This window comes from Paenibacillus piri, assembly GCF_004354045.1.
Classification (GTDB): domain Bacteria; phylum Bacillota; class Bacilli; order Paenibacillales; family NBRC-103111; genus Paenibacillus_S; species Paenibacillus_S piri.
The window spans coordinates 234,751-248,995 of record NZ_SMRT01000002.1 but is presented as its reverse complement, the minus strand read 5'-3'; the positions used below and the strand labels follow the sequence as shown (position 1 = coordinate 248,995).

Annotated in this window: 10 protein-coding genes and 1 riboswitch; of the genes, 1 reads left to right on the top strand and 9 read right to left on the bottom strand. The window is 51.9% G+C overall.

Annotated features, from left to right (window positions below; all coding sequences use genetic code 11):
* Positions 1-34: 34 nt before the first annotated feature.
* A riboswitch (ZMP/ZTP riboswitch) is annotated at positions 35-114 on the bottom strand.
* Positions 115-197: 83 nt separating this feature from the next.
* Positions 198-605, bottom strand: a complete 408-nt coding sequence (locus E1757_RS05985; RefSeq protein WP_133225940.1) for a MarR family winged helix-turn-helix transcriptional regulator — start codon at positions 603-605, stop codon at positions 198-200.
* A gap of 215 nt (positions 606-820) precedes the next feature.
* On the opposite strand from E1757_RS05985, the gene E1757_RS35685 reads away from it, so the two are divergent.
* The gene (locus tag E1757_RS35685) at positions 821-988 is read left to right on the top strand and encodes a hypothetical protein (protein WP_165971973.1); all 168 of its coding nucleotides are present in this window, start codon (positions 821-823) and stop codon (positions 986-988) included.
* Here the strand turns inward: E1757_RS35685 and gyrA are convergent.
* From gyrA to E1757_RS05945, 8 genes are all read right to left on the bottom strand, one after another.
* Positions 979-3,423: a DNA gyrase subunit A gene (gyrA, locus tag E1757_RS05980; RefSeq protein ID WP_133225939.1), complete on the bottom strand. Its 2,445-nt coding sequence runs from the start codon at positions 3,421-3,423 to the stop codon at positions 979-981. The two genes, E1757_RS35685 and gyrA, sit on opposite strands and share 10 nt — an antisense overlap.
* 6 nt (positions 3,424-3,429) lie before the next feature.
* Positions 3,430-5,403 (bottom strand): DNA topoisomerase IV subunit B, encoded by a 1,974-nt coding sequence (gene parE / locus E1757_RS05975; RefSeq protein ID WP_133225938.1) that lies wholly within the window; start codon positions 5,401-5,403, stop codon positions 3,430-3,432.
* A gap of 114 nt (positions 5,404-5,517) precedes the next feature.
* Entirely contained in the window at positions 5,518-6,510 is a 993-nt protein-coding gene (locus E1757_RS05970) for an ABC transporter permease (RefSeq protein ID WP_133225937.1), read from the bottom strand.
* Positions 6,503-7,462: an ABC transporter ATP-binding protein gene (locus E1757_RS05965; RefSeq protein ID WP_133225936.1), complete on the bottom strand. Its 960-nt coding sequence runs from the start codon at positions 7,460-7,462 to the stop codon at positions 6,503-6,505. Before E1757_RS05965 ends, E1757_RS05970 begins: the two co-directional genes overlap by 8 nt.
* Positions 7,463-7,519: 57 nt before the next feature.
* Positions 7,520-8,338 carry a GDSL-type esterase/lipase family protein gene (locus tag E1757_RS05960; RefSeq protein WP_246079039.1) on the bottom strand — a complete coding sequence of 273 codons (819 nt, stop codon included), beginning with the start codon at positions 8,336-8,338 and terminating at the stop codon, positions 7,520-7,522.
* A 151-nt stretch (positions 8,339-8,489) separates the two neighbouring features.
* Positions 8,490-9,998, bottom strand: a complete 1,509-nt coding sequence (locus tag E1757_RS05955) for a LysM peptidoglycan-binding domain-containing M23 family metallopeptidase (protein WP_133225934.1) — start codon at positions 9,996-9,998, stop codon at positions 8,490-8,492.
* Between the two features lie 304 nt (positions 9,999-10,302).
* Entirely contained in the window at positions 10,303-12,159 is a 1,857-nt protein-coding gene (locus E1757_RS05950; protein ID WP_425464820.1) for an ABC transporter ATP-binding protein, read from the bottom strand.
* Positions 12,156-14,000: an ABC transporter ATP-binding protein gene (locus E1757_RS05945; protein WP_133225933.1), complete on the bottom strand. Its 1,845-nt coding sequence runs from the start codon at positions 13,998-14,000 to the stop codon at positions 12,156-12,158. Before E1757_RS05945 ends, E1757_RS05950 begins: the two co-directional genes overlap by 4 nt.
* Positions 14,001-14,245: the final 245 nt, after the last annotated feature.

The following is a 14,245-nucleotide window of genomic DNA, read 5'->3' as shown; positions in this document are numbered from 1 at the left end:
TTTTCAACAGAAAAAGGCAAGGGATGCGCTCCCTTACCTTTGCCCAGGCGTACGGCATATGTCTCTGCGTGCTCCCTCATGGTTCCCCATGCTCCGCCAGTCACACACAGCCAATTGCAAGCTCATGCGAGCTTTTAAATTAATCTTATTGTAACGCTTGCCCTGCCGAAAAAGCAACCGGCACCGCAAGTTTACGCTTAGGCGTTTGCAACCTTGCCCAGCAAATAGACCAGCAGCTGCTGATTATGCGTGGAAATTCGGCTTAAATAGCTTTGCAAAAACCGTTCGCGTATTCGAATCCCGCGCTCGCACTCCATTCTGCCTTTCTCCGAAACCTGCACCCATACGATGCGCCTATCCTTCTCATCGCGCTCCCGGGTTATAAGCTCTGCCTTTTCCATACGATCCAGCAAGGTTGTAATAGCGGCCGGAGTCGTTGCGAGAAATTCGATAAAATCGGACGGTTTCATTCGATCGCGGTTTACGAGCAGCTCAAGCACGGTCAACTGGCCTTCCGTCAACGACGGGGACAGCTCCGTATCCATATGGTTGTGCAAATCCTTGGATAGTTTCCACCACAGCTTAGCGAATTCTTGGGTTATCACAGTTTTATCACTCCTGTTTTCAACTCCAAAATTTTTCCTCGTTTGTTGAATTTATTATACCACTACCTTCCAGCCGTTTAAAGGTTAATATCATAAATACTTTAAGACATTAATCGATAAAAAGGCGGAACTTTAGACCGGTTTCAACATATACTGCAAGATAGGCGTTTAACTATAGGCGGGGCTTGTCAATTCATGTAAGGAGTGATGCAGATATGGAAAAATGGAAACAGCTGATTGGGGAACGTGCTTTGCAGTACGGAATAATAAACGACCCGCAATGGCTCGACCGATTGGATGAGTCGATGCCGATGTGGGCCGTTCTGGAGCTGTTTGTCAACTTTATCGAAAAGCAGGAAGCGAATTACAACAGCTACGATTGATTGTCGCTCTTCAATAAATCGGTAATCATATCGGCTTTTTTCACCGATACGACCTGTCTTCCGGTCGATTTGCGCTGTTCGATCGGCGTGTTTTCCGAAGAGAAGGAGACACGCTCGCCGCTCTGCAGGAACGCCGTAATGAACAGCTCCTCTTTTACCGCAAATGCCTTCACCAGTTGGGTGCCATTCGGCTTTACGCGCTTGCCGTCGCGGAATTCGAACGTGAAGATCCCTTTGCCGCCGCGGCCCTGAACCGGATAATCGAGAATGAGCGAGCGTTTTGCGTAACCAAGCTCGGATACGACGAGCAGCTCACCTTCCTCCCCCTTGATCCACTCGGCACCGATCACTTCATCCTCGTCCTTCAGCTGGATACCGCGAACGCCGCCCGCTGCGCGACCCATCGGATTCACTTCGCTTTCCGCAAAGCGGATCGCCATGCCCAGCTTCGAAACCAGCATAATATCCTGATCGTTGCTGCTGAGACGCACTTCAATGACGGCGTCATGATCGGCGACCTTGCAGGCGACGATGCCGATGGAGCGATTGGTCAAGTATTCCTTCAGATCGGTCCGTTTCACTTGTCCGCGTTTCGTAATAAACACGACCGACCGGCCCTGCTCCTCGAAATCCTTAATCGGAATCACATTAACGATCCGGTCATCCTTCGGAATCGGGATCACATTAACGATCGCAGTGCCGTTTTCCTTCCATTTGTATTCCGGAACCTGATGAACCGGCAGCAAGTAATATTGGCCTTTCTGCGTGAAGATGAGCAGGCTTTCGAGCGTGTTCACCTCGAGCAGGTAGCGTACATAATCGCCTTCCTTCAGCCCAGTTTTATCAATTTCTCCACCGGAACGGGTAAACGACAATTTGCTTGTCCGTTTAATATAACCCTCGTTGGACAAGGTGACATACACATCCTCCGCACTCACCATAACCTCGAGGTTGACCTTCAGCTCCTCCACCTCGTCCTGAATGTCGGAACGCCGGTCGATGCCGTATTTATTGCGGATTTCCGTAATTTCGTCCTTGATGACCGCCATCAGCTTTTTCTCGCTGCCCAAAATCCCGTTTAAATAAGCAATCGTCTTTTGGACATCCTTGAGCTCCTTCTCGATCGAGTGGATTTCAAGGTTGGTCAAGCGGTACAGCTGCAAAGTTAAAATGGCGTCAGCCTGACGTTCGGTGAAGCCGAACTGGGCAACCAAATTTTGCTGCGCGTCCTGGCGGTTTTTGGATGCCTTGATGGCTGCAATAACTTCATCCAGTATGTTAAGCGCCTTGGCCAGCCCCTCCAACACGTGGGCGCGGTCCTCGGCCTTCTCCAGCTCAAAGCGGGAGCGGAAAGTGACAACTTCCTTCTGATGGCCGACATAAGCGTCGATCATGTCTTTAATGCCAAGCTGCTTCGGCGTTTTGTTGACGATCGCGACCATGTTGAAGTTATAAGTAACCTGCAGATCGGTCTTCTTTAACAGATAGGCGAGTATTCCTTGCGCGTCGGCGTCTTTTTTCAGCTCGATCACAATCCGCAAGCCCTGGCGGCCGCTCTCGTCGCGTACGACGGAAATACCTTCGATTTTTTTCTCCAGACGTATGTTTTCCATCGCCGTGACAAGCCGCGATTTCACGACCTGATACGGGATTTCGGTAATTACGATCTGCTGCAAGCCGCCGCGCAGCTGCTCGATTTCGGTGCGCGAGCGAACATAAATCCGCCCTTTCCCCGTACGATACGCTTCGCGGATGCCTTCGGAGCCCATAATGATGCCGCCGGTCGGAAAATCGGGACCTTTGACGATTTGCATCAGCTCCTCCAGATCGATATCGGGCTTGTCGATGACCGCGATGCATGCATCGATCGTCTCGCGCAAATTATGCGGCGGAATTTCCGTGGCAAAACCGGACGAAATGCCGCTGACGCCGTTGACCAGCAAATTCGGAAAACGGGACGGCAGCACGACCGGTTCCTTGGTCGTATTGTCGAAATTATCTTTAAACTGCACAGTGCGCTTCTCGATATCGCGCAGCAGTTCCAGCGCGATTTCCGACAGGCGAGCTTCGGTATAACGCATAGCGGCCGGCGGATCGTCATCCAGCGAGCCCCAGTTGCCATGGCCGTCGACCAGCATATGACCCATCTTCCAAGGCTGTGCCATTCTGACCATCCCGTCATAAATGGACGCATCGCCATGCGGATGATAATTGCCCATCACGTCGCCGACCGTTTTGGCCGACTTGCGGTACGGCTTGTCCGGCGTATTGCCGGCATCGTACATCGCATACAAAATGCGTCGCTGCACAGGCTTCAGTCCGTCTCGCACATCGGGAATCGCACGGTCTTGAATAATATATTTGGAATAGCGGCCGAAACGGTCTCCGACCACTTCCTCCAGAAATGCGGGTAAAAAGTTTTCCAGTATCGTCAAAGTTATCTACTCCTCGAACTCGGTAAAGTCGACATTCTCGATAATCCATCGCTTACGCGGGTCTACCTTATCCCCCATCAGCGTAGATACGCGCCGTTCGGCTTTGGCCGCGTCCTCAATCTGCACCTGCAGCAGTGTGCGCGTCTCCGGATCCATGGTCGTCTCCCACAGCTGGTCCGGATTCATCTCGCCCAAGCCTTTGTATCGCTGCAATTCGATATTTTTGCCCATTTCCTTCGTCAGCGCGCTCAGTTGCTCATCCGTCCATGCATACCGGATCGCGCTCGATTTCCCGGCTTTTTTGGTCACCTTGAAGAGCGGCGGCTGTGCGATATATACTTTGCCTGAATCTATCAACGGCTTCATATAGCGGTAAAAAAACGTAAGCAGCAGCACTTGAATATGAGCGCCGTCGGTATCCGCATCGGTCATGATAATAATTTTCGCGTAATTGCTCTCCGATGCGTCGAATTCGGGCCCTACGCCCGCACCGATCGCGGCGATGATCGCTTTATATTCATCGTTGCGCATAATGTCGATCAGCTTGGCCTTCTCCGGATTCATCGGCTTGCCCTTCAACGGCAAAATCGCCTGATGCTTCGAATCGCGGCCCTGCTTGGCCGAGCCGCCCGCCGAATCGCCTTCCACGATAAACAGCTCATTGCGCGTATAGTCCTTCGATTGTGCCGGCGTCAGCTTGCCGCCCAGATTGGAGCTTTCGCTTTTGCCTTTTTTGCCGCTGCGCACCTCTTCGCGCGCTTTTCGCGCGGCTTCGCGCGCCTTGGCGGATTGAACCGCCTTCTTCATGATCATCTGCGCGGTTTGCGGATTTTCCTCCAGAAAGACGGCCATTTTATCGGATACGGCCGAATCGACCGCGCTCCGCGCCGAAGCGCTGCCTAGCTGATCCTTCGTCTGGCCGACAAATTCAACCTCGCCCATCTTGATGTTGATGACCGCCATCATGCCTTCGCGCAAATCTTGACCATCCAAATTTTTATCTTTTTCTTTAAGTATGGCCGTTTTGCGCGCATAATCGTTCATGACGCGGGTATAAGCGGTTTTAAAGCCGGTTTCGTGCGTGCCTCCGCCGCGGGTAGGAATCGAGTTGACAAACGAAACGATCGTTTCCGTGTAGCCGTCGTTATATTGGAGCGCTACTTCAACCTCGATATCATCCTTTTCCGCCATGAAATGGATAACGTCGTGCAGCACCGTCTTTTCCTCGTTTAAAAACTGGACGAACTGGCTGGCGCCGCCTTCGTATTGGAACACTTCTTCTTTATCGGCACGTTCGTCCTTGATCGTCACCTGCAAGCCGGAGTTGAGGAATGCAATTTCCTGCAGCCGTTCGGCGAGCGTATCGTAGTTTAGCGCGATCCCGGATTGAAACACACGCTTGTCCGGTTTAAACGTAATTTTCGAGCCGGTCTGTCTTGTATTGCCAAGCACCTCAAGGCCGGTAACCGGCTCTCCTACATGTTCGATCCCCTTGTCGTCAACCCAATATTCAAACCGTTGGCGATGCGTTTTACCTTCCCGGTATATCGTCACCTCGAGCCATTCGGACAGCGCGTTCGTGACCGAAGCGCCTACGCCGTGCAGACCGCCCGACTTCTTGTATCCTCCGCCGCCGAACTTGCCCCCGGCATGTAAAATCGTAAACACGACTTGCGGCGTCGGAATGCCCGTCTTATGCATGCCGGTCGGAATTCCCCGACCATTGTCCTGAACGGTAATGGATTGATCTTTATGAATCGTCACGTCGATCTTGGTGCAAAACTTGGCCAAATGCTCGTCGACGGCATTATCCACGATTTCCCATACCAAATGATGAAGCCCGGAAGCGCTCGTGCTCCCTATGTACATACCCGGCCGTTTCCGGACCGCTACAAGACCTTCCAGCACTTGTATATCGTCAGCGTCGTAATCCGTCCGCGTGGTTGTTTTTTCAGCAAACAAATCGAGTTGTTCCGCCATCGCAGCCTCCCTTAAAGTCTGAAGCGCTTGAAGCCTGTGAATCGGTATTGTGCGCAATTGCGCGCAGATAAAGGTGCTTCAAGTTTCTAATGTGCATTATAACATCTTGCGCGGTTAGTTCAATATATCTTTTTTCGTAAACACCATAAAGGATACGACAATCGATGCCGCTCCCCATACCGTCAGCACCGTCAACGAAAACGGCAAATCCATGCCTTTAATGGGCGGAAGGCTGCCTGTCAAATAATCCGTAAGGCGCAAATTGACCATAAATAAATATTTGGCCGTCTCCCACGAGGAGACCATATTCGTCAAGATGGTCCCGGATATAAGCACCGCCAGCATCAGCCCCATTCCGGCAGCCGTACTTCGGATTAGAACGGAAATCATCAGCGACATAACCGCAACAATTAATGCGGAATACCAGACGAGCCCGAATTCCATGATGAGATAAACCCATTGATCGACGGGCCGCACATACGATGTATCCACCTCCGTGCCGACGACCTTGAAGCCGAGGAAGATGGGCATATCCCAGCCTCCGTAACCGAATACAACGCCTGAAATCAGATAACAAAGCAGCGCCGTACAAGTAACAATGAGCGAAGTAAACAATATAATGCTGATCAGCTTGCTCAATAATATTTTCCATCGCTCGACCGGCCTTGTCAGCAGCAGCTTGATCGTGCCGGTGGAATGCTCGGACGATACGAGGTCGGAAGCGATCACCATGATCATCAGCGGAATAAACAGCCCGACGGCATTTTTAAGAAATTCTCTTGTAAAGGTTACCCCGTTCGGTTCCGCGGGATTCACATCTTTATCCAAATAGTATTGGGCCAGTATCACTTCGACGCGGCGGAACTGCTTCCATTCCTCCGGCACGCGGGCGCTTCCGATGCTTCGCGTATAGTCCGTTATTTTTTGCCGCTGCTCCGCACGCCAATCCTTCGTGCCGAACTGCTTCAGGTTGTTTTCCGCCACCTTCATTTGCGCATAGGTGAACATCGGGATAAGTGCGGCCAATATAAGCAAAACGACAAGCAGCCGTTTTTTCTTCACGATCTTGATGCATTCGTTTTTCACCAACGGATATAAACTAACCAATGCGCTTCCCCTCCGTCAAGCTCAAAAATAAATCTTCCAGTGTCGGACTTTTCGTCTCTACGCCGTACAGCAAAACGCCGGCTTCCACCAGCTCCCGGGTCAGAGAGGGTACCGCCTCCGGACTGAGCTGCGTCACGATCGCGGACGCCGACGCTTCGATTCCATCGGACGACGCGGCTTCCTCGGCTTCCAGCACAAGCACGTCCTGTCGGCTCTTCAACACGCCGATCGCGCGCTCGAACGGGGAAACGCGCCATATGACGCGGCTGGCCGATTCGTCGATTAACGCATCGACCTCGCCGACCTTGATGACTTCGCCTTGGCTGATTATGGCGACGCGGTCGCACATTTGCTGAATTTCGCTTAACAGATGGCTGGATACGAACAGGCTCAGCCCGGTTTCGGCCAAACGCTGTATAAATTCGCGCATCTCCTTGATTCCCTGCGGGTCGAGACCGTTGGTCGGCTCGTCCAATATAAGCAGCTTCGGACTGTTCAGCAGCGCTTGGGCGATGCCGAGACGCTGCCGCATGCCGAGCGAATAAGTGCGAACCGTATCATGAATGCGCGCATCCATTCCGACGATTTCGACCACCTCCCGGATGCGCCGGTCCGATACGCCGGGCAGCATGCGGGCGAAATGCTCGAGGTTTTCCCATCCGGTCAAATACGGGTACAGCTCCGGGTTTTCGACGATGCAGCCGACATATTGAAGCGCTTCATTATGCTGCTTATGGACGTCAAAGCCGCAAATTGTAATGGATCCTTCCGTCGGGGCGATCAGATCGACCAGCATGCGGATGGTAGTCGTTTTACCCGATCCGTTCGGCCCGAGAAAACCGAAAATTTCGCCCCCGAATACATCGAATGAAATGCCTTTAATAATTTCTTTGCCCTTGATCGATTTCTTTACATTTTTGACCGACAATACGGTTTCCGGCTGCTTTTCCATATCAAACACTCCCTTGAGGCCATATCTCAGGGCCGTATATAATGAAAAGTTTCTCCCTTATTTGACGACCTGCGCAATTCGTTCCGCAATGCGTTCATATCCGTCCTGATTCGGATGGAAATGATCCGTGTACAAATATTTGCCCAAATTGACCTCGAATAAATCGTAGGTCGGCACCACGACCATATTCGGATAGCGGTTGGCGATTTCAAACGCCGCCGTATTCCACTTTTGAATAAGGAGCGAGCCTTCCCGTTTCGTATCGATATCCAGAAAAGGATGGTACAGTCCTACATAGCAGATAACCGCATTCGGATTTTGCTTGGCGATCCGGTCCATTATTTGCTCCAGCCGCTTCAGCGCATCCGGCATCCGTTCCTGCGCCGCGCTCGGGTCGAACGATTCGTCCGACTGGCCGTTAAACAGCCCCTGCCCGCCGGCAAACAAATCGTTGCCGCCAATCGTCAGCATAATGACATCGGCGTCTGCAAGCGCCGTATCAATCCCTCTTTTCGACTCCATATCCTTCAGCATATCGCTTGTCCGAAAACCGGGAATGGCGAAATTGTTTAAAATAAATACCGGCTTGCCAAGCTGCTTTTCCAGCTTTTCCTTGGCTTGTCCGACGTAGCCCCGACCTGTCAAATCCCCTGTTCCCGCCGTCAAGGAGTCGCCTAATGCGACTATCTGGATTTTCTCCTTGCTCGCCAACGATTCCTTCGGTTTTACCGCTTCCTGCGGTGCGGCGGTTTCAAGGGGAGCCGGCTTGCGGGGGTACATAATTTGATTGATCGCATACACAAAGCCTGCGATGCACAGCAGCGTTGAGAGCAAAGCGGCCAATCCGACCGTGCGCCACAGCAAACGAGTGGACAACAAAACGATTCCTCCCCTTCCTCATCTTTCGACATGCATATACTTCCATTTTTAGAGTAGCGGTTCGCGAAGCATTTTGCAAATTCAGCCCAATAAGACCGGAAGCCGCCGCCCCCGATCTGTACCGAATATGCCCTTCGCCTGCCCGATATTAAGGCAAACGGCCCAAATATTGCAGCGGATTTTGCTGATTGTCTCCTTTGCGCACCTCAAAATGCAAATGGACGCCCGTCGAATTGCCGGTAGTGCCCATCGTGCCGATCCGTTCGCCTTTTTGTACCGATTCGCCCTCGCTCGCTTGGATCTTGCTCAAATGGCCGTACAGCGTGCTGTATCCGTTCTGATGATCGATCACAATACAATTGCCGTAGCCGGTTTTCCAGCCTGCAAACGCAATTTTGCCATGATCGGCCGCCATGATCGATTTATTGTCGGATACCATATCGGTCCCCGGATGGAAGCTCCCCCAGCGCCTGCCGAATTCGCTCGTCAGCTTCGCATTGTACACCGGCCAGGCAAACGTTCCTGTGCCGACGCCGGGGATGACCTTCGTCCCTTTTTTGACAAGCGCCGGTACGCTCGGTATGATAACGGTTTCCGCTGCTGCCGTCTCCTCCTTAAAATCGCCGTTGATGCGTGTCGTCAGGTAGGTTACTTCCTTCTTGCCGGTTTCGCCGGGAACAAGCGTTTCCTTCAAGCCCGCCTTCATCTCGGCATCCTCCACGTAGTTCGTCTCATACGGGACCTCGAACGTCTCGATGCGCTTCTCTACCGTTTTGACTGCCAGCAAAGGCTGCAGGACGGTTAAATCCAGGACATCGCCAACCCGGATCAAATTGTTTTGAATCCACGGATTGTTATCGTAAATGACCTGCTTGCTGATTTTGAACTTGTAGGCAATGCAGGACACGCAGTCTCCCGCTGCGACTTTATAGGTCAACGGCTGAACATCGCCGGTTTCGATCCGGTTCATCATCGCTTCGCTGTCGCTTATGTCCTCAGGCTTCGCCTCGACAGGAGCGAGCTCGACCTGCTGTAAAAACTGCACAGACTCAAATACACCGAGAGGCGAAACCGTCTCCGGTGCTGCTTGACTCGCGGCTTCAACGGCTGCCCCTAGAATCGCAGCTTCGCCGGATGCCGCCCCGGACATATCATTCCCGGCTTTCCCCGGCGCCGTCAAGATTCGAACCTTTCCTTTGCCGCTCGATTTAATTAACCTCTCTTTGGCCATATTCAAAAACGACTGCGCGGCTGCCTCATCTTTAACGAGCCCAAGCGGTTTTCCATCAATCCGGATTTGCATGCCTTTCGTCCTGAGCTTGGTCCGCTTCTCCAGTTGAGCGATGGCGCCGGCGTTATCGTACACGGCTTTGTACTCCCGTTCCTCCAAAAATTGCAGCTCCGCAACTTCAACATCGGCCTGAACCGTCGGATACTGCGATTTGACCGCAACTCGCTTCTGCGCCAGCCAGTCCCGTATGACAGAAGGATTGCTGACGGTTCCAATCGCTTCCGTTCCCGCAATGACGCGGTATCGCGTTACAGTATGATGCAATATGTAGACATAAAATATCGAAAGCAACATGGCAACGACGGCTAAGCTTCCACAGCTGACAATCCACTTATTGTCCAGCTTCCAAACTGTTGTGTGTTCCACTTGTACCTCCTTGAATTGCGATGTATTGGTGGAGTAAACAACCTTTCCCCCTAGTCTATTCGAACGACTGTCTGATTAGCACAAAAGATAAAGCCCGTATCGCCTCCAAGCTGATGTCCGACCGCGGAAATCGCTATTTCAAAAAAGAAAAAACGCCCCGGCACGGGACGCTTTCTCTCTATATTTTCGTGACGTGACGGCATGCGTACGGGCAGGATAGCCCATATTACATGCTTGAGCCGACCTGCGGCCGCCGAAAACGATGTTCGCATCCGGCTTCCCCGTTCCCGGTTATCCAGCCGCTCTATCCGACCTCTCTCAAAAACCTGTACTGCGCCTGGATCAGGCCGTAATAAATCCCCTTTTGCGCCAACAGCTCTTCGTGAGTGCCCTGCTCCATCATAACGCCATGATCGAGCACGATAATTTTATCGGCGCTGCGAATTGTGGACAGACGGTGCGCGATAATGAACGACGTTCTGCCGGCCAGCAGCGTTTTCAGCGCCTCCTGGATTTTCAGCTCGGTTTCCGTATCGATGCTCGCGGTCGCCTCATCCAAAATTAAAATGCGAGGGTCGGCGAGCAGGGCGCGGGCAAACGAGATCAGCTGGCGCTGTCCCATCGACAGCACATTGCCGCGCTCCTGTACCTCGGTTTCATAGCCCTGCGGCAGGTTGACGATAAATTCGTGCGCACGCACCGCCTTGGCGGCGAATTCCACTTCGTCGTCCGTCGCATCCAGCCGGCCGAAACGGATATTATCGCGAATCGTCCCGGAAAAAATAAATGTGTCCTGCAGCACAATGCCGACCTGGGAGCGCAGACTGGACACCGTAACGTCCCGGATGTCATGACCGTCGATCGAGATGCTGCCGCCGGTAATATCGTAAAAGCGGCACAGCAGGTTAATAATCGTGCTTTTTCCGGAGCCCGTATGGCCAACCAGCGCGATCGATTCGCCCGCTTTCACGCTTAGATCGATGCCTTTCAGCGCTTTGCGTCCCGGCTCATATTCGAATTCGACCTTCGTCAGCTCGATATTGCCCTGTACCTTCGGCAGCGCTTTGGCGCTCGCGGATTCCGCCACGTTCGGCTTTTCGTCGATAAATTCGAAGATCCGCTCGGACGAAGCCATCGCGATCAGCATTTGCGAATACATTTGGCCCAGCCGGTTGATCGGCTCCCAGAAGTGACCGATATAGGTCGCAAAGGCGACCAGCAGTCCGACTGTAATTTCCTCCTGTTGAATGAGGTGGGAGCCGAACCAGAACAAAATGCAGTAGCCGATCGCTCCCGTCACTTCGATGATCGGGTTAAACGTCTGATTGAGCATCGATGCGCGGTTCCACGATTTATGGTTATCGAGATTCATTTGATCGAAGAACGCCATGTTTTCCTTTTCCTGGGTAAAAGCCTGCGTTACCTTGATGCCCTGAATGCATTCGTTCAAATGGGCGTTAATTCGCGACTGCTTTGTCTGTACGACCTGCCAGGAACGCCGGATCAAAACGCGCAGCCTCGTCGATACCATGAACATGACCGGCACCGTCACGATGATCGCCAAGCCCAGTTTGACGTTATAAAAGAGCAAAATAAAAATGATGCCGATCAGCTGCACGCAGTCGATCATCAGATTAACGACGCCGTTTGTAAACAAATCCTGCAAAGAGTTTACATAATTCGTAATCCTTACGAGAATCGAACCGGCAGGCCGCTTGTCGAAAAACCGGAACGACAGGCTTTGAATATTTTTAAACAAATCGTGACGCAGGTCGTAGATCACTTTTTGACCGACCTTATTCGTAAACCGGATCCGGTAGTTGTTGGCCGCCCACTGGATGACATATAAAGTCAGCATACCGGCCACGCATTGGAGCAGAAGCGTCGTATCGCCATGCCGCGGAGCGCTCTCGCGCAGCACATTGTCGATAGCGTAAGCGATCAGCAGCGGATTAAGTAGCTTCGTTAATGCGCCAACGATCATCATCGTTATAATGACGGGTATGATTTGCTTCGAATACGGCTTCAAATATTGGCCCAGCCGCTTTACCTGCACCCAATCGAAGCCTTTGTCCAGCAGCTCGTCATCCTGGTAAACGAAGCGCCTGCCCGCCTGCTCGTCGCCGCCGGACTGCGCTTGTTGCTTCTCTGAATCGATCACTGTATGTACCCCCCGCGTTTTGGTTGACCCGCTGCGGCCACCTGGTTTTCCACCCGCTCCTGATGGGATGCCAGCAAGCCTTCTATCGACTCTTCCAGCAGTACGGCATCCGCCTTGTCGGCAAACTGGATTTTATATGTTTCGAGATACGGGCCTTCCTGCTTCATCAGCTGGTCATGCGTACCGCGCTGAACGATCCGCCCTTGATCGAGCACAATAATTTCATCGGCATGCTTCAAGGAAGAAATCCGGTGAGCGATAATGAACGTCGTTCTTCCCTGCATGACCTCCTGAAATCCCATTTGAATTTCATGCTCCGTCTCCATATCGACAGCGCTTGTCGCATCGTCGAGAATTAATATTTTCGGGTTCTTCAACAGCGCCCTGGCAATTGCAATCCGCTGCTTTTGCCCGCCGGACAGCCCCATTCCCCGTTCTCCGACAATCGTCTGGTAGCCGAGCGGCAGCTCCATGATGAAATCATGCGCTTTCGCAAGCTTCGCCGCCTGAATGACTTTCTCCATGGTCACATTTTGTACGCCGTAGGCGATATTATTGAGTATCGTAGACGAGAACAGGAATGTCTCCTGGAACACAATCGCCATCTGCGCTCTCAAGCTTTCCAGCGTCACATCGCGAATATCGATGCCGTCCAGCGTAATTCGGCCTTCCTTGATATTGTAGGCCCGCAGCAGCAGCTGAACGACCGTCGATTTGCCTGAACCGGTTCCGCCCAGCAGACCGATCACCGAACCCGGACGGGCATCCACTTCAAAATGCCGGAGTGCGGATTGCTGGTCCGTATAAGCGAACGACACATTTTCAAACCGGACATGCCCCTTGACCCGATCGGGTGCGAGCTCAATCGCGTTGTCTTTGTTTTTAACATGCACATAATGATGAAGCACCTCGAGCAGCCTTTCGCCGGCAGCCTTCGATTGGGTATAGTTGTTGATGTGAAACCCGATTTGCCACATCGGGCCGATAATGTACCAAATCAAGCTGAAGCAGGCGACCAGCTCGCCCAACGTAATCTTGTCGGTAATGACCATATAGCCGCCGGTTCCCAACAAAATGACAACGCTTAAATTCGCCAAAATCTCCATCAGCGGAAAATAACGCGCCCAGATGCCGGAGGTCGTCACATTATTGATCCGGTAGTCTTCGTTTCGTTCGGAAAACTTCCCGATTTCATAAGGCTCGCGGGCAAACGATTTGACCGTGCGCACGCCTGTAATATTTTCCTGCACGGAGGTCGTCATGGAGCTCATGGACTTGCGGATCGACCGAAACGCAGGGTGAATTTTGCCCTCAAAGCGAATTGCCGTAAAGACGAGTACGGGCATCGAAATCATCGTAATCAGCGTAAGCTGCCAATTGATGGTCAGCATCATGATCGTGCCGAAAGTAAACATCATGAAAACGTTTAATATTTGGACGAATCCGAAGCCGATAAAATCACGGACAGCCTGCAGATCCGCGGTCAGACGGGACATTAAATCGCCGGTTCTTGCTTTGTCGTAATATTGGAACGATAAATACTGCAGCTTTTCGTACAGCGCGTTTCTCAGGTTGTAGGCCGTATTATTGCCAAGCTTGCTGCTGAAAAAACCGTGCGAAAATTGAAACAGCGCTTTACAGCTCACAACCCCGACGACCAGCATGGCCAAGCCGGGAACTAACGAAAATTGCCTCTTGGTGATAACCTCGTCAATCAAATAACGAAGTAAATTCGGGTATACCAGTCCTAATGCCGTTGCGGTTATCAGCGAAATAACGGACGCAATCAACAGCTTTTTTTCAGACCAGTAGTACTCCTTCAACTGCCTAAAGACTTCCATTGGACCCTCCTCAAAGTTTGCTTTACGCGGATCGGTTATCCGAAGTAAAGCAATGGTTTGCCAGTTTCCTTTGCCCTATTAAGGCCGTATTTCTTGTGATAAACAATTTATTCAGCTCCGCTGGAACGTAATAAATTGTTTATCGTTAAACAAAAATTGCTTCCTTAGCAGTCCGGGCTGCTTTCGGAAGCGCTCGCTTTTTTGAATATTAACACCATCCCATAGGTGCGGCAACAACGGGGTTT